This is a genomic window from Alteromonas sp. I10 (genome assembly GCF_003201515.1).
GTDB classification, from domain to species: domain Bacteria; phylum Pseudomonadota; class Gammaproteobacteria; order Enterobacterales; family Alteromonadaceae; genus Alteromonas; species Alteromonas macleodii.
Window position 1 is genome coordinate 405416 of sequence record NZ_QJJN01000004.1, and the last position, 17691, is coordinate 423106.

The 17691-nt window shown below is 45.2% G+C and carries 14 protein-coding genes; 8 read left to right on the plus strand and 6 right to left on the minus strand.

The window, feature by feature from the left end; all coding sequences use genetic code 11:
• Positions 1-31: 31 nt before the first annotated feature.
• Together BZA03_RS10775 and BZA03_RS10780 are read left to right on the plus strand one after the other, a co-directional pair.
• Entirely contained in the window at positions 32-2194 is a 2163-nt protein-coding gene (locus tag BZA03_RS10775) for a prolyl oligopeptidase family protein (RefSeq protein WP_110288769.1), read from the plus strand.
• A gap of 153 nt (positions 2195-2347) precedes the next feature.
• Positions 2348-2704 (plus strand): hypothetical protein, encoded by a 357-nt coding sequence (locus tag BZA03_RS10780; RefSeq protein WP_069944449.1) that lies wholly within the window; start codon positions 2348-2350, stop codon positions 2702-2704.
• Positions 2705-2799: 95 nt separating this feature from the next.
• Here the strand turns inward: BZA03_RS10780 and BZA03_RS10785 are convergent, their stop codons facing one another.
• Together BZA03_RS10785 and BZA03_RS10790 are read right to left on the minus strand one after the other, a co-directional pair.
• Entirely contained in the window at positions 2800-5046 is a 2247-nt protein-coding gene (locus BZA03_RS10785; protein WP_110288770.1) for a TonB-dependent receptor, read from the minus strand.
• 262 nt (positions 5047-5308) lie between these two features.
• Positions 5309-6298 (minus strand): GlxA family transcriptional regulator, encoded by a 990-nt coding sequence (locus tag BZA03_RS10790; protein ID WP_110288771.1) that lies wholly within the window; start codon positions 6296-6298, stop codon positions 5309-5311.
• 142 nt (positions 6299-6440) lie between these two features.
• Between BZA03_RS10790 and BZA03_RS10795 the strand changes: the two genes are divergently transcribed.
• The 4 genes from BZA03_RS10795 (at position 6441) to BZA03_RS10810 (ending at position 10410) form a co-directional block, all read left to right on the plus strand.
• Positions 6441-8243, plus strand: coding sequence for an acyl-CoA dehydrogenase (locus BZA03_RS10795; protein WP_110288772.1), 1803 nt, complete (start codon positions 6441-6443; stop codon positions 8241-8243).
• Between the two features lie 77 nt (positions 8244-8320).
• A complete protein-coding gene (locus tag BZA03_RS10800) occupies positions 8321-9088 on the plus strand; it encodes an SDR family NAD(P)-dependent oxidoreductase (RefSeq protein WP_110288773.1) in 768 nt (255 codons plus the stop codon).
• A 76-nt stretch (positions 9089-9164) separates the two neighbouring features.
• The gene (locus tag BZA03_RS10805) at positions 9165-9926 is read left to right on the plus strand and encodes an SDR family oxidoreductase (protein ID WP_014949725.1); all 762 of its coding nucleotides are present in this window, start codon (positions 9165-9167) and stop codon (positions 9924-9926) included.
• Between the two features lie 25 nt (positions 9927-9951).
• Positions 9952-10410, plus strand: a complete 459-nt coding sequence (locus BZA03_RS10810) for a YaiI/YqxD family protein (RefSeq protein WP_110288774.1) — start codon at positions 9952-9954, stop codon at positions 10408-10410.
• A gap of 57 nt (positions 10411-10467) precedes the next feature.
• On the opposite strand, the gene BZA03_RS10815 is transcribed toward BZA03_RS10810, so the two are convergent.
• The 4 genes from BZA03_RS10815 to BZA03_RS10830 form a co-directional block, all read right to left on the minus strand.
• A complete protein-coding gene (locus BZA03_RS10815; RefSeq protein ID WP_110288775.1) occupies positions 10468-10719 on the minus strand; it encodes a hypothetical protein in 252 nt (83 codons plus the stop codon).
• 108 nt (positions 10720-10827) lie between these two features.
• A complete protein-coding gene (locus BZA03_RS10820) occupies positions 10828-12993 on the minus strand; it encodes a S46 family peptidase (protein ID WP_110288776.1) in 2166 nt (721 codons plus the stop codon).
• 286 nt (positions 12994-13279) lie between these two features.
• Positions 13280-14470, minus strand: a complete 1191-nt coding sequence (locus tag BZA03_RS10825) for an amino acid aminotransferase (RefSeq protein ID WP_014949721.1) — start codon at positions 14468-14470, stop codon at positions 13280-13282.
• Between the two features lie 147 nt (positions 14471-14617).
• The gene (locus BZA03_RS10830; protein ID WP_110288777.1) at positions 14618-15400 is read right to left on the minus strand and encodes an NRDE family protein; all 783 of its coding nucleotides are present in this window, start codon (positions 15398-15400) and stop codon (positions 14618-14620) included.
• A 241-nt stretch (positions 15401-15641) separates the two neighbouring features.
• On the opposite strand from BZA03_RS10830, the gene BZA03_RS10835 reads away from it, so the two are divergent.
• Entirely contained in the window at positions 15642-16277 is a 636-nt protein-coding gene (locus BZA03_RS10835) for a 1-acyl-sn-glycerol-3-phosphate acyltransferase (protein ID WP_014949719.1), read from the plus strand.
• Between the two features lie 97 nt (positions 16278-16374).
• Positions 16375-17616 (plus strand): cystathionine gamma-synthase family protein, encoded by a 1242-nt coding sequence (locus BZA03_RS10840; protein WP_041693510.1) that lies wholly within the window; start codon positions 16375-16377, stop codon positions 17614-17616.
• The last annotated feature ends 75 nt before the right edge of the window (positions 17617-17691 follow it).

Here is a 17691-nt window from a genome sequence, read left to right on the forward strand (position 1 = left end):
GAAACCGGCATTTTTCGTTTAAGGAATAAAAATGAAGAAAAATCTAATATACGCTGCCATAGTAGCGGCATCAGCAGGTTTAACCTTGGCGTGTACAAGCTCGTATACCGAATCTACTAGTTCAGTGCAAGGTGAATCACAAAGTGGCGGCATGCCAAAAGTGTCCGACTATCCAGAAACCAAAACTGTGACTCAGCAAGACAACTATCATGGCACTGTAGTGAGCGACCCATACCGCTGGCTAGAAGAAGAAAAGAGCGAAGAGGTAAGTGCTTGGGTTGAGTCTCAAAACACCCTTGCTCGTCCTTACCTGGCTGAATTGCCCTCTAGAGAAAGATACAAAGAACGTCTAACAGCGCTGTGGGACTACGAAAAATACTCAACGCCATATATGGTAAACGGCAAGCTGTTTTATTCTTATAACGACGGCTTGCAAAACCAATATGTGCTTTATATGGCTGACGGCGTTAACGGTGAGCCTGAAGTACTGATTGACCCAAATACATTGAGTGAAGATGGCACAGTGTCTATGGCGTCAACTGAACTAAGCCCTAAAGCCTCGTTCTTGGCCTACATGCTTTCTGACGGTGGTACAGACTGGAAAACTATTCACGTTCGTGACACCAGTAAGAAGTCGGATTTAACTGACATTATTAAAGGCATTAAGTTTTCAAATATCGCGTGGTTGCCCGATGAAAGCGGCTTTTTCTATTCACGTTACCCCCAAAATGAAGCTGGTAAGTATGATGATAGCCAAACCGTATCTATCTATTTTCACGCAATAGGTACAGCGCAAAGTGAAGACAAAAAGGTTTTTGCGTTTGACAATAAACCTACATGGAACCCTTATCCTTCGGTTGTTCAAGATGGCAAAACACTGCTCATTTCTGTGTTCGAGGGATATCAGACGAATGGTGTTTATGCTAAATCGCTGGTAAATGATAACAGTGAGCTCGTTCCGGTTTTCGACAAATGGGATGGCCGTTACGACCTAATTGGCGAGCATGACGACGAGTTATTTTTCACATCTACAGCAAATGCCCCTACAGGTAAGGTTATTAAGGTTGATCTCGATGGTAGCGTTAAAGCAACAGAAACCGTAATTGAAAGTACATCTGATACCTTGTCGAGCGTTTCACTTTTGGGTGAAAAGCTTTTTGCTCAGTATCTAAAAGATGTAAAAGGGCAGGTAAGTGTATTTGATTTAAACGGCAAGAAAATAGATGAAATTGCGTTTACTGATATTGGAAGTGTAAGCGGGTTTTACGGAAGCAAAAATGCCGATACAACGTTCTATAAACTTACGGGATTCACAAATCCTGGCCAAGTATTTGCGTACGACGTAAAAAGCGGCGAGTCATCATTATTTAAATCCATCGATACAGGTGTTAATTATGATGATTACGAAACAAAGCAAATTTTTTACACCAGTAAAGATGGAACAAAAGTTCCCATGTTTATCGTGCATAAAAAAGGCTTGAAGCTAGATGGAAATAATAAAACGTTACTGTACGGGTATGGTGGTTTTAATATTTCACTGCTGCCCCGCTATTCAGTATCGCGCATGGTGTGGGTAGAGCAGGGCAATGTACTGGCCATAGCTAACTTACGTGGTGGTGGTGAGTATGGGCAACAGTGGCACAAGGCTGGGACTAAGTTAGATAAGCAAAACGTATTTGATGACTTTATCGCAGCGGGCGAGTATTTGGTTGAAAGTGGCTACACTACGCCTGAGAAAATGGGTATTCAAGGTGGGTCGAATGGCGGTTTGCTTGTTGGTGCGACCTTAACACAGCGCCCGGATCTTTTTTCTGCTGCCTTACCTGCAGTTGGCGTGTTAGATATGCTTCGCTATCACACACCTAGTGCAAATGCGCGAGCATGGTCCTCTGATTATGGGTTAAGTGAAAACAAAGACGAATTTGAAGCGCTTTATGCTTATTCGCCACTTCACAACACCAAGCCCGGCACGTGCTACCCGGCTACATTAGTCACTACAGGTGATCACGATGACCGTGTTGTGCCGTGGCATAGCTATAAATTTGCAGCTCAACTACAGGCTGACCAAAGCTGCGATAACCCAATTCTACTTCGTGTTGAAACTCGAGCTGGTCACGGTGCGGGTACGCCAACGTGGATGCAAATAGAAGGGTATGCCGACCAGTGGGCCTTTTTGGAGTCCGCTCTCAACTAGCGCATATATACTGCTATTAAATAGAAGCCGCTTTAAAAAGCGGCTTTTTTGTTTGCATTTTAAACAAATGAACATATACTGTATAAATATCAGTATGGTTTATTTTGAGTCTTATCTTGGTTCGCTAAAAAGCGCAACGTTTAGGAGATAGTTATGCAAACAGGCATTAAAGCGGTTGATCAGCTTATTTCAAAACACGGCATTATGGCAGAATTCGGGTCAGACACGTTTCAACGCCGTAGCCGCTTGACTGGGGGCGACGAGCGTGCAAATGGGTTGCCTTTCTGTATGTATCAAAAGGTGGTACATGCCCCTTTGTCTCATCAATTTACCGTGCATCACTTTTATATGCCGGGTAATAAGGGGAAATTAGCGAGCTTTTTGTTTAATGAAAAAGGGCAGTTAATTGAGCAGGTCTACTACCAGAAAGTTGCCCGCTGGGTGGAAGTGTGCAGAAAATTACAGCAGCTAGTACAAATGCCTACGTCTGATATTCATATGGCGGCGTAACAGGCACAAAAAAGCGGTAACGTTGTTCAACGTTACCGCCTATTTATGCAATCGGTAGATAGCTCGAATGAATAGAACTAACTACTTATCTTTGCTTAGAAGTAAGTGTATTTAAACTCAACACCCCAAATACGAGGTTCGTTTACAATACCCGTTAAGTTTGCAAAGTCGATTGCACCTTTAACGTTGTCTTCGTCTGTTATGTTACGACCGAATAGCGCTACCGTGTAGTTGTGCGCAAAGTTCTCATAACCAATGCGTAGACCGCCTTCGAAGTTGTCGTCTGTAGTAAACTCAACCGCTTCATATAGGAAGATGTTGGTTTCACCTTGGAACGCCCAATCAGTAAACACGAAGAACTCACCGTCATCACCCATAGGGATAGTGTAACGTGCAGTGAAGTTAAAGATTGATTCAGGTGCTTGCGGGAAAGGGTTTCCGTCAATGATTGCATTGAATCCATCTGGGCGCTCATCAGTTACTGTACAGTAGCCAATGAAGCCATCAGATGCGCTTGTACCACAAGGTGCAACCGTTAGAGAATCATCTTTGATTTCAGTGTGGTTGTAGCTGTAGCCAGCAGTGAAAGTTAGTTCATCAGTCGCTAGCCATTGAGCGTCTACTTCAAAACCATAAGCTTCACCTTCGTCAGCATTCACTAGCGCAGTAAAGTTGTTACCACCACCAATGGCCGAGAACTGCATGTCATCAACGGTATAGTAGAACGCAGCAGCGTTTAGACGTAGCGTGTCGTCGAATAGGTCTGACTTAATACCCACTTCAAAAGAGTTGATCGTTTCTGCGTCTGCAACTGAAGGTGCACCTTCAAATGCAACGTCACGACCTTGGATAGTTTGCGCTCTGAAACCATTAGCATAGCGAGCAAAAACAGACATGTCGTCAGTTACACGGTAGTTCGCGCTAAGCTCAAAGCTTGTTTGACCGTCATCTACGTTGATGTCTTCGTAATCCTGAACGGCAGCAATGCCTAGAACAACGGCAAAGCCGTCAACGTTCTGTTCGCCAACCACAAGAGACTTCTTGTCGTGAGTGTAACGGATACCACCAGTAACGTTTAGCTTGTCGTTAACTTGGTAAGATGACTGACCGAATACCGCCCATGTTTGGTTTTCATGGAATACCGTAGTCGCGCCAAAGAAACCGTCGATGCTGGTTACGTTGAACGATGCGTCGTAATAGAAAGCACCTACTTGCCAGTTCATTGGGTCGCTGGTGTTGCTTGCTAAACGAAATTCTTGCGTGTACTGCTCTAGATCGTCAAGGTTATCTTGAGTCACAAAGTTTTGTGAAGCAATCGCGTCGCCGTCGATGTCGCCAAGGCTTGAACCTTCAGCGGTTTCAATTGCAGAGATTGAAGTAAAGGTTACATCGTCCATGTCGTATTCTAGTTTAAGTGATGCACCTAAACCTTCATAAGACTGTGGGTTGTTATCTGTACCGTTACCTTCTAGATCGCCGTCGTAGCTTACTGTTTCGCGGTCGTAGCTATCGTTAAGGTCATTGCTGCCTTTATTAAAAACGTTTCCACGGAAAATTGAAGCAGTACCGTCTAAGTCGCGGCCGTGTACGTTGAGAAGTGCAGAGAAGTCCGCTGATGGCTCCCAAAGAAGCTGTAAGCGCCATGCTTTTTCGTCGAAGCCGCCTAATGCGTCGTTTTGACCTGTTGCTGCGTTGTCGATGTAATCATCACGCTCTTGTGACAATACAGAAAGACGGGCAGAAAGTTCGTCAGTAAGGCCGCCGCTAATAGCGCCTTCGAAGTTCATTGTACCGTATGAACCGAAGCCTGCTTTCGCGTAACCTTCAACGTCTTGGGTTGGTTTTACTGTATCAAATTTGATGATACCAGCAGTGGTGTTACGACCAAATAGTGTACCTTGTGGGCCACGAAGTACTTCAACTTGCTGAACGTCGAAAAGCGGGAAGCTTTTAAGTACCACGTTTTCCATTACCACTTCGTCCATGATAATAGAAACAGGTTGTGATGCAGCAAGGTCGAAGTCGGTGTTACCTAGACCACGAATATAAAAACGCGGTGCAACACGACCATTTGATGACTCAGCATAAAGACCAGGTACGCGAACCGCTAGAGCAAGAATATCTTCACCGCCAGAGAATAGGCTTTCGAATTTCTCACCGCTTAGCGTCGCAACAGAAATAGGTACTTCCTGAATTGACTGAGTACGCTTTTGCGCAGTAACGGTAATCTGTTCAAGTGAGGCTTCTTTTTTTTCTGTCGTCGCGGCCTCTTGTGCAAGAACTGAAGAGCTGAACGCAGCACTAACGGCTAACGCTAGTGTGGCGATTTTGTGTGTTCTCATGTTTCCACCAAGATGATTTTAAATTTATACTTTTGTAGTGTTTTTAGCACAAAAAATAACAATCTATGCTTGGCGCTGCATTTTACACAAACTTTTACATAAAAACTTCAAATTTGTGCAAACCAAGGCGTTTTTCATCGAAAATGCACAATATTAGTTAGATTGAATATAACTAAAAAGCCTGTGTGCACAGGCATGGAACATCAAACTTAATAGAGAGATATTTTTTGGTGCAAGTAGTCTACTAACCATCTAAATCAAATCAGCCTCGCTTGAATTTCGCTCGGTATTGAGAAGGTGATAAACCAGTCGTTTTTTTAAATAGTCGGGTGAACGAGCTAAGGTCTTCATAGCCTACAGCGCTAATCACGCTCTCTAACGGCATACTAGAGGTTTCTAAGAGCTTTCTCGCGTGCTCAATGCGCAGCGACTGTAAATACTGACCTGGTGTAATATCACACGCGTTTTTAAATCGGCGTATAAGTGTGCGTTCGGTCATATTATGCCGTAGCGCTAGTTCGCTTAGCGTACATTTATTTTGTACGTTCTTTTCCAGAAAAGACTGTACCGCTTTAATGTCCTTGTCTGAGTGAAATCGTCGCTGACGACTGCTGGCGTAAATAGTTTGGCTTGTTCTGGACACATCCAAAACGTGGGATTTTGCCGTATCGCTCGCAATCTGATGACCACAGTAGCGTTCTATCAACAAGATAGATAAATCAATCCACGCCATGCCGCCGCCTGCACAAAACACCGTATCGTCTTCAGTAACCATTTTCTCGGGTTGTAAGTTTACGGTAGGGTACATGGCCTTAAATTTATCTGCATATCCCCAATGTGTAGTGGCAATTTTATTATCCAATAATTCAGATTGGGCCAAAAGGAAAGTACCGGTGCAATTGGCGGCAATGTCGGCCCCCATTTTCTGCAGACGCCTTATGTGTACAAGCAGAGGCGCTGTGCTTTCTAGCACTTCATCAATATCGCCACCAATGGTGGGAATTAACAAGACATCAGTGTGTGAGACTTCTTCGATGGCGATATTGGGCTGTAGAACAACTTGATTAGAGCAAAGAATAGGCTGCCCATGGTGACTGGCCAACTGTACTTTGAACTGTGGTTTGGTTGGTAAGTTGTGTATTCGCTGCCAACTAATACCTGCGAAAGCAAATACATCGAGGGCTCCTGTAATGGCAGATGCCAAGGCTTGGTTAAAGCCGAGTACGGTAACGGTGAACTTCGTGTTATTCATAAAAATAATTCGAGTTATAAAATAAGATAAAACTCAGTGATTGTTGGCGTGATTGACCATTATTGTGTCATTAATGACAATGATGGCACGATAACGAATATGACACAATGTGTTAACAAGTTTTCGTAGAGGACAGGACACCATGGCCGATCAACTTATTCCCCGCCGTGAAATGCAATTTCAGCTGTACGAAGTATTAAACACCGCAGCCTTATGTGAAAAAGCTCGCTTCGAAGAGCACAATGTAGAAACCTTCAACGCTGTTATTGATATGGCCGAGAAGATGGCAGAAGAGTTATTTCTTCCTCATAATGCCGTTGCTGATAAAAACGAGCCTACATTCGATGGCACTAAAGTCTCTATGATTGACGACGTAAAAGTGGCCTTCGATACTTATAGAGAATCGGGCTTTATCGCGGGTCACTTCGATTTTGAAGATGGCGGCATGCAGCTTCCTGTTACCGTGATGAATGCCTGCGCGGGCTATTTTTTAGCGGCAAACCCATCGTCAACCGCTTACCCTTTCTTAACTGCGGCGGCCGCCAATGTCATTAAACACTTTGCCTCCGAAGATATCAAAAGTGCGTTTCTATCAAAAATGCTAGCGGGTGACTTTACTGGCACCATGGCACTTACCGAGCCCCATGCCGGTTCGTCACTTGCAGATATTCGTACATCAGCAAGGCCGCAAGATGATGGTACGTATCGAATCAAAGGCAGCAAGATTTATATCTCAGGTGGTGAGCATGAGCTTTCCGACAACATCGTACATTTGGTGTTGGCGAAAATTCCAGGTGGTCCAGCTGGTGTAAAAGGCATCTCCTTATTTGCTGTACCTAAATACCGTCTCGACGCTGACGGCAATCCAGATGTGCGCAACGACGTAACCCTTGCTGGTCTTATACATAAAATGGGCTACCGAGGTACGACTTCAACCGCACTAACCTTTGGCGAAAATGGTGACTGCCACGGCTACCTGATTGGCGAGCCGCACCAGGGTTTGCGCTACATGTTCATGATGATGAACGAAGCACGCATTGGCGTGGGCTATGGTGCTGCCATGATAGGGTATCGCGGGTACCGTTACTCACTAGAATACGCAAAAGATCGTACCCAAGGTCGCGCTGCGCCTAATCTTGCGCCAGAAGACGAGCCTACACCTATTATCAATCACGGTGACGTGCGACGTATGTTGCTAGCGCAAAAGGCCTACTGTGAAGGCGGTATGTCCCTCTGCTTGTACGGCAGCATGCTCATCGATGAGATGGAAACGGAAACTGACAGCGAAAAGCGTACCGAACTTTCTCAGCTTTTAGATCTTTTAACACCCGTGTTCAAAGCGTGGCCTTCGGAGTTTGGCCCTAAAGCCAACGATTTGGCAATTCAAATTCTAGGTGGTGCGGGCTACACCCGTGAATATCCTGTTGAGCAGTGCTGGCGCGATAACCGCTTAAACCCAATTCATGAGGGCACGAATGGTATTCAGGCGTTAGACCTGCTGGGAAGAAAGTTATGGCAGCACGACGGCAAAGGCCTTCAGGTGCTGCTTTCTCGTGTAACAAGCGATATGAAGCGCGCAGAAACGCCCAGAGCACAGGCGCTAGCTGCAAAATTAAAACCATACTTAGACCAGCTTGGCGGTTTAATACAACAAGCTGCGGCCGATCTGCGCTCTGATAAACAGCCTGTTTTACTAACTAACGCGAGCTGCTTTTTAAATATCTTTTCAAGTTGTGTGGTGAGCTGGATTTGGCTGCGCCAGGCAAATGTTGCCGAACAAGCACTCGCTAACGGTGCAGGCGAGCAGGATGCTGACTTTTATGAAGGTAAATTAGCGGCCGCGGAATACTTCTTAAATTGGGAATTACCGCTGGTCAGTCGCGATATTGAAGTGCTTTCTTCACGCGAGGCAACGTGTAACAACGTAAAAGCGAGTTATTTTTAATCATTCAAAACAAAGAGCATGCGCAGTGACTTTTATTTAACAGCGTTGCGCTTGTTCACGAAATTGGAGTATAGCTAATGAATGTAGCTGCAAATGTCGAAGGCAAGCATATTCTTATTACTGGTGGTGGCTCGGGTATCGGTGCTGCTTCGGCTCGCGTATTGAGTGCGCGTGGTGCAACAGTAGGCATTGCCGACTTAAACGAAGGTAATGCCAAAACATTGGCTGAAGAAATTGTTGCTGCAGGTGGCAACGCCTATGCGGTGGCAGTGGATGTTACCGAACCGGCTCAGGTAAAAGCGATGTTCGACACGGCGCTTTCTCATAACGACAAGATTGATGTGGTTATTAATAATGCGGGTATCGACCATTTTCCAGCTCCGCTAACTGAAGTCGATGATGCCATGTTTATGAAGAATATTCAGGTCAACTTAGCTGGCGTATGGTATTGCATGAAAAACGCCCTCAAGCATATGACGGCGACAGGCGGTGGCCACATCATCAATATTGCCTCTGTAGCTGGATTGCGCTCTGCACCTATGATTAGCGCTTACAGCGCTTCCAAACATGGGGTAGTGGGGCTTACTAAATCGGCGGCGGTGGAATACGCAAGGGCGAACATTCGCATTAACGCTGTTTGTCCAAGTTTTGTAGATACTCCTATGGTGCAAGGCGTTTTATCAAAATTGGATGAAAGAGGTCAAAAAGGGCTTATTGGCGCCAATCCAATGAAGCGTTTGGGTAAACCAGAAGAGATTGCTAATGCCATTGCTTGGTTGTGTAGTGATGAGTCGTCATTCATGACGGGTCAGTCAGTAGTACTCGACGGCGGTATGTTGGCCTAGAGCAGGCACCGCAACAAGCGTTAATAAGAGAAATTAAGCACACAGCACTTTATCAGCAAGAATTAAGGATATGACAATGAAGAACCTTTTTGATTTAACAGGAAAAGTGGCACTGGTTACAGGTGCAAGTCGCGGTATCGGTGAGTCTATTGCCCGTTTGCTTGCCCAGTATGGCGCGCATGTAATTGTATCAAGCCGCAAAATTGACGGCTGTGAAGCCGTGGCTTCTTCAATTCGTGACGCAGGTGGTAAGGCGACAGCGCTAGCGTGTCATGTGGGTGAAATGGAGCAAATTACAGAAGCATTTAACGTCATTAAGCGCGATTTTGGAAAACTGGATATTTTAGTAAACAACGCGGCAGCCAATCCTTACTTTGGGCATATCTTAGATACTGACCTTGGTGCCTACAATAAAACTGTAGACGTCAATATTCGTGGCTACTTCTTCATGTCAATTGAAGCTGGCAAAATGATGAAAGAGCAGGGCGGTGGCGTCATTCTAAACACGGCATCGGTAAACGGTGTAACACCGGGTGACATGCAGGGGATTTATTCTATTACCAAAGCTGCGGTTATCAGCATGACTAAGTCATTTGCAAAAGAGTGCGGTAGCTTGAACATTCGCGTAAACGCATTATTGCCAGGTTTAACCGATACTAAATTTGCGTCAGCATTAACAACTAACGAGCAAATCTTGAAGCACGCGCTTAAAGTTATTCCACTAGGCCGTGTCGCTGACCCAGATGAAATGGCGGGCACGGTATTGTACTTAGTATCAGACGCTTCAACCTACACGACTGGCACGACAGTGGTGGTAGATGGTGGTATGCTAGCGTAATTAGATTCAGTTATGAGATACGACCATGCATATATGGGTTGACGCCGACGCGTGCCCTGCAGTGATCAAAGACATTCTTTTTAAGGCAGCCAGACGTACCAAGCTGCCTTTGTCTTTGGTGGCTAACCATTCCATGTCTGTTCCACCAGACAAGCACATAACCTTAACGCAAGTGCCGTCAGGCTTCGATGCCGCTGACGATTATATAGTAGAGAAGTGTGAAGCGGGTGACTTGGTGATTACCAATGACATTCCATTGGCCGCTGATGTACTGACAAAAAATGCGCTAGCATTAAATAATCGTGGTGAAGAATACGACAAGTCGTCTATCAAGCAGATACTGGGCATGCGTGATTTTATGGAAACCATGCGTTCAAGCGGCGAACACACAGGCGGTCCAAAAGCCTTCTCCCAACGTGACAAACAAAACTTCGCCAACGCACTAGACCGACTCCTCACCCAAGGCCTCCGCAACCTCAAATAAAACATTGGGGTCAGAGTACTTTAAATACTGAAAAAAGTACTCTGACCCCATTGAGTTTTAGCAATCTCCACCACCGCCATCACTGCTACAAGATGAGCTTGAACTGCTGCTTGGTGTGTATATCGCTGAGGCGCCATCGCTTTGAGAGCCTGGCGTACCGCCGCGTGCCTTGGAAATAAACGTAATTAGGAACATCAACGCACATAGCGAAATAATAGCGATAGATGCTTTCCACTCACCGGTTACAGCTCCGCTATAACACGAGTACGCAGCCACGGCTAAACTAACAAGCCTTATTAGTAACCTCATAACGATCTCCTTTTCAGTTAACGGAAATGGGAGACAGAAATTTACTCTGCCCCCATTTTTGCCATTTTTTTGGAGGCAGAAAAGTACTCTGACCCCATTATTTGGTGGTTATTTAACGATGGTCATCTCTTCGATGAGGTTCGTTGCACCGTCAACGTATTCCATTACCCATAACATGTAGCGGCTATCTACATGGATGGTACGGGTTGTTTTCGGGTCAAAATCCCAATCAGAATTGACGCTCTCAAACGTACCGTCAAACAACAAACCGATAAGCTCTGCTTTGGCGTTAAGCGTTGCTGAGCCTGAGTTACCGCCGGTTGAATCTAAATCCGTCAGGAAGTTCACCGGCACGCTGTTAATAGCTTCTAACTTGTAAGGTCCGTATTTCTTGTCCTCAATAAGCGTAAGCTGCTTTTTAGGAGAGTCAAAAGGTGTCTCGCCCGTGTCTTTTTCAGTAATACCTTCAAGACGAGTGAACGGCTCGTAAATCAGACCGTCTTTTGGCGAGCCGCCCATTACGTTACCGTAAGTGACGCGCAGCGTACTGTTTGCATCTGGATAAGCAAGGCTGCCCAAAGATTTTTGCCACTCAATAATGGCACTCATGTATTTAGGGCGAAGCGCGGCAGCTTTACCGCTTAGCGTTTTGCTCTTATCTTCAATAGCCATCTCGGTATCGAACAGGGCAACCGCAAGTTTAATGAACGGGTCGTTGCTATTTTCGAAATCAGCGCGGCTTGCAGTTAACCATTTCAAACGTTCTTCAGTGTTAGTCAATGAAGTCTTGTCGTAAAACGCCTTTAACTTCTTCTGAAGTGTTTTTCCGTCAGTATCACTATCAATGCCTACTGCTTTATCGAACGCGGCTACTCGGTTTTCTTCAGGCTGTTCAAGGTACATACTAATCATTTTTTGCCAAACGGCCTGATCAACGGCCGGATCAAAGCGACGCTCAATGCGCTCTACGCCTTCTTTCAGGCGAATTTGATCGCGGTCCTGAAATCCAGATTCACGTTCTGCGTCCGGCTTTTCTTTTTCGATGGCATTGCGATACAGGGTTTGAGCTGACGACAAGAGTTGTGCACGACTTAGGTTGTTGTACCAGAAGTTTTGCTTGTTCATTTGCATTTGTTCAGCACTAACCGCATCAAGATCGGCTAGTGCTTGCTTCATTTCACTCTTACCGTTTTTATCAAGCCATGCAGCTAGTTGCTCTTCACGCTCAGCGCGACGTGGAACAAGTCCAACGCGTTTAGCGCCAGAAAGCTGGCCTAACGTATTTTTGTGGAAGTTGTTAAGACCCGCTAACAATGCTTCGTATTTGATACGCGCATCGCTGCCTTCTTCAGATGCACTTTCGATAGTCTTGATCCACGCGTCTACCAGTTCAAGGTAAGTGGGATATAACCAATCAAACGTGTACGACACTTGTGATAAACGCGCATAGCGATTAGTAGAGCCAGGGTAGCCCGCTGCCATAACAAAGTCGCCGTCTTCAAGTCCAGCTGCCGAAACTTTCAAGAAATGGTCAGGTTTAAACGGCACGTTCTCTTCACTGTAATCAGCGGGTTTACCGTCTTTACCCACATAAGCACGATAGAAAGAGAAGTCGCCCGTATGACGAGGCCACATCCAGTTATCTACATCACCACCGTATTTACCAATTGAATCAGCAGGCGCGTAGGCAATGCGCACGTCACGAATTTCCATTTGCTTAATTAGCTTATACTCAAGGCCTTGGAAAAACGAAGGCACAGAGCAGCGGAAGCCTGCTTCAGACTCACATTCTGCAATTAATGCTTTGCGGTTCGCTTCAATGAGGTCGTAGCGCTCGCGTCCTTGAACGTCATCGCTGATACCGCCAATGACGTTGTCGGTTACATCAGAAAAATCGACCGTAACGAACATGCGTGTACCCGGCGCGGCCGGCAGTTCTTCACCAATTTCTTTTGCTAGGAAACCATCTTTTAAATAGTTGTTTTCTGGGGTGCTGTTATATTGAACAGAGCCGCGCGCACAGTGGTGATTAGTAACGGCCAAGCCTTTGTCAGAGACAAACGATGCTGAACAGCCACCTAGTGAAACAATCGCGCCCATAGGAAACGCGGTTAGGTCGTTAATACTACTAGCAGGGATTGCTAAGCCTGTTTCTTTTAAATCGCCGGCAATTGAAGGGAGTTGTTCTGGCGTGAACATGCCTTCCTTAGCATTTACTTGCATTGCACTGCCAAGTAGCGCGGCAGAAAGACAAAATACACTTACTTTAGACATGGGTGATCCTTGTTCTTGTCGTTAATCTCATTGTTATAAGTCAGTCGTAATAAATACCAAGTTAACGTGTACGTCAACATTGTTACAGTGTAACGATTATATCCGGCTTGCCCTACTAAAAGGCGTATAGCGCACTGCGTGAATTTGTTAAAAAGTGTGACTAACCGCTACTGACAGCGTGGTTGGGGCGTTCATCGCAGAAATAGGAAGACGGGTAATTTGAAGGCAATAAAAAAGGCAGGGTGTGAACCCTGCCTTTCGAATCTTAAGAATCAATAGTTCGTACTTAAAGCACTGATACCAATGCTTTAGCAAGTGTTTCTACGTTTTCTTGGTTGATGCCCGCAATGTTCACGCGGCTAGAATCAACAAAATACACACTGTGCTTTTCACGCACTTCGCGCACTTGCTCTGGAGTAATACACAAGAACGAGAACATACCTTTTTGGTCGTTTACGAAGCTAAAGTCTTTAGGCGAGCCATTATCGTGAAGGTTTTGAACTAGCATTGCACGGAGTGATTTCATGCGATCGCGCATTTCGTTCACTTCAGATACCCACTCGTTGTTAAGGGCTTCGTCAGCTAGGATAATGTCTACCAACGCGCCGCCGTAGCTCGGTGGCATAGAGTAGATGCCACGTGCGATTGACTGAATTTGACCCTGAGCAATTTTACGGGTTGCTGAATCTTCAGTAATGATGGCAGCCAAACCAACACGTTCGCGATAAAGGCCAAAGTTCTTAGAGCAAGAAGCTGCAACAATAACCTCTGGTAGGTTTTCTACCAACAAACGCATGCCGTACGCGTCTTCTTCTAAGCCTTCACCAAAACCTAGGTAAGCCACATCAATGAAAGGCAGGAATTCGCGCTCTTTTGCTACTTCTAGTACTTCATCCCATTGTGCATTAGTAAGATCAGCACCTGTAGGGTTGTGACAGCAACCGTGTAGAAGAACGATATCGCCTTTTTCAGTTTTGCGAAGGGTTTCCATCATAGCGTCAAAGCGAATGCTCGCTGACGCTTTATCGAAGTACGGGTAGGTTTCGATTTTAAGACCCGCCGAGCCGATAAGTGGAATGTGGTTCGCCCATGTTGGGTCGCTTACCCATACTTTAGCGTTGTCGTTACAACGGGCAAGTAGTTCTGAAAGAATACGCAATGCACCGCAACCACCTGGAGCTTGAACCGCTGCAACGCGGTCTGCTAATAGAACGGGGCTAGTCTTACCTAATAGCAAAGACAACATACCGTCGATAAAACCTTGGTTGCCCTGAGGCGTGATGTAGGTTTTGCTAGTTTCGGTATCTAAAAGCACTTTTTGCGCTTTTGCGACACTTGAAAGAATAGGGGTATTACCTTGCTCATCTTTATATACGCCAACACCTAAATCGATTTTGTTTGGGTTGGTGTCTTCACGAAAAGCAGCTGACAGGCCAAGAATTGGATCTGGGGCGAGATGGGGTAATACTTCAAACACGATATGTCCTCACGTTACGTTGGTATGCAAAAGATAGCAGGCTGGCATTATGCCACCGATGGTAGAAAAAACGACCCCTAAAGGTTGAAAATATTTCAATTAGTCGAGGAAAGAAAACGTAAACGAAAGTTTCATTTCAAAAACACCCTAAATTGAAAAAGAAAAAGCGCGGGTTTCTTGTGCTTCGCCTTTGTCTGAAAAGCGTCGTTCTTTCCAGGTCAGCGTATTGTTTTTATCTACTAATAGCAGTGTAGAGGTACGCGTTCCGTATTTTTCGGATTGAATAAAAATGGAAGACAACGCCTTTTCCCACTCATAGCCTACGCCCGTGTCGGGTAACAAGGCATCGTCGGCTTTATTGTCGTAACGTAAAATATCAAATAAGTCTTCATCATTAATGATGTTTTGTTTGGAAACATAATCGTTCAATGCGGTAACGCCCTGCGTGACTTTTGGCCAAGGTGTGGCAATATCCGCGTTAGACAAACCGTAGACACCAGTGTCGATTATGTGGGTCGAATTGTTTACGTTGTTGTAAACCTTGAGCGAATTTATATCTCCGAATAACAGGTTGTAGCCGTTGTATCGGTGGCGCGTTTTTTCTAGCGTTGCCAAGTATTGCGATTGTGCAACAGGCTTCATTTCGACTGAGTCGTGCTTCAGCCAGTTGGCGACCAATTCGCCTCGCGATACCGCATTTTTATTGATGTTGTGTGGGTCCCTTACATTAGTAAGCGCCGCCACATATCCGTTACGCGTAACACCCATCCAGGTTCCATTAGCTTCTAAGTCTTGTCCGGCGAGCAAATGCGGGTGGCTTTTCCAAAATGAAGACGGCGCGGTTGGTCGTGCGTAAAACTCATCCCGATTCGCAGCAATGATAAGCCGGTAATCATCTCGCATATTGTTTGCGATAAATAAAATACACATAGCTATATTAAGCCCATATTCTCTAAGAATTCAAAACGCTGCATTGTTAACAATTGCGTTACAAACCCATTTTGATTACTCTTCGCCAAATTGCGCACTCTCCAACGTTTTACTCTGTTAATTAATATGCGGGTACAATATGGAAAGTAAAGCGCTTTTCGTTACGGCATTCCACTTCGAAGCCTCAGAAAATAAATTAGCAAATAGATAACCTAAGTGTACTAAGCAGAGCATAATAATAATGACAAAAACCTCACACCCTCAAACCCACTCTCAACGGGCCAATAGTGTTAACGTTGGAGAGCATGTTCCTCGCAAGTGGCCCAACTGGTTGTCGTCGTTCGCAGCGTGGGTGCTGACAAAAAGGGGCTGGCGTGTAGAAGGTGAACTAATCAATCAGAAAAAAGCCATTTTAGCGGTAGCACCGCATACATCGAACTGGGACTTCTTTATTGGCTTGTTCGTGGTTTTTTCCTTTAAGCTAAACATTAATTTTTTCGGAAAGCACACCATCTTTGCGCCCCCTTTGGGCGCTATTGTTAAAAGATTAGGCGGTATTCCTATAGAGAGAAGTAAAGCGCATGGGGTGGTCACGTCTATTGCAAATAAGATAAAGGAAGCAGATCAATTAATACTCGCGTTAGCGCCAGAGGGTACGCGAAGCCCCATTTATCCATGGAAAACAGGCTTTATGCACATTGCACGAGAAGCCGAAATTCCTATACAAGTCATTGGGTTGGACTACGCCAGAAAGATGATTGTGTTGGGGCCAATTATTCAGAAAGTGACTAACATAGATGAACAAATGCAAACTATTTATACGTTTTATGATAATGTTTGCGCAAAATATCCTAAAAACTGCATTACAAAGCCATAATCATTTCTATTGAAGTGGTAAGTACGCAACCGTATCAACTCAGAGTACTGGTGCGCACTCGGCTCGGTCGCAAACATCTATTTTCGGAGCTTCACCCGTGACAAAATTGGGATTCACAACCCGTCAGGTTCATTCTGATCGCATGCTAAATACGCCTGAACATGGTGGTGTTCACAGCAGCACGTCTAATTCAGTTCTTTTCGAGTTTAAAGATGCGCAGGGCATCATCGATGCGTTTCAAGGTAAACGAGCTGCTCACGTTTATTCTCGTTCATCGTCACCTTCTGTGGCGGCACTGCAAAATATGCTTAATGATCTGGAAGGCGGTGTAGGTACCTTATGTTACTCAACCGGAATGGCGGCGATAAGCAGCTCGTTATTTGCTTTACTCAAAGCCGGCGACCATTTAATTGTAAGCCAATACCTATTTGGTAATACGCGAAGCTTTTTTGAAACCATTAAAGATTTTGGTGTGCAGGTTACCTACACAGATGTGACCGACATTCAGCAAGTCAAAGAAGCTTACCAGCCAAACACAAAAGGCGTTTACACCGAAACCGTAGCTAACCCTGTGACACAGGTGGCCGACCTTCACGCCATCGGTCAATTCTGCGAAGAGAAGCACATGCTGTTTATGGTTGATAACACCATGACGCCACCCCCTGTTTTTTACGCTAAAGATGTTAAAGCGTCGTTAGTGTTTTGCTCGCTGACAAAATACATTGCAGGTCACGGTAACGTTTTAGGTGGTGCTGTCATCGATACGGGTAACTATGACTGGACTAAGTTTAGTAATCTAAAACCAGCTTATCAGGTTGCAGATACTGCACAGTGGGGCATTACGCAAATCAAAAAGAAAGGTTTACGCGATTTAGGCGCTACATTGGCACCGCAATCAGCGACGGCCATTGCCCTAGGCATGGAAACCTTAGATTTACGTTTATCACGAAGTCAGCATAATGCTATGCAGTTGGCGACGTTCCTAGATAATCACCCCAAGGTATCTAAAGTCTTTTATCCAGGTCTTGCCGACCACCCTCAGCATTTCATGGCAAGGGAATACCTAAACGACGGCTACGGCGCAATTTTGAGTTTTGACCTTATCGACGGTGCTGATCCAGTGGCGTTTTTAAACGAAATGAAGTTAGTTATTTGCGCCACGCACTTAGGGGATAATCGCACCTTAGCGCTACCAGTTGCGCCTACTATTTATTTTGAGAACACGGCAGAAGAGCGTGAGTTAATGGGTATTTCCGATACCATGCTGCGTATTTCGGTAGGTATTGAAGACACTCAGGATCTGATTGCAGATTTCGACACGGCGCTAAATACCATATAGATAAAATCTTCTTGTCGAGAAACACAAAAAAGGGGCGTTTGCCCCTTTTTTTATTTTAGGTTCATTGGGTCTCAA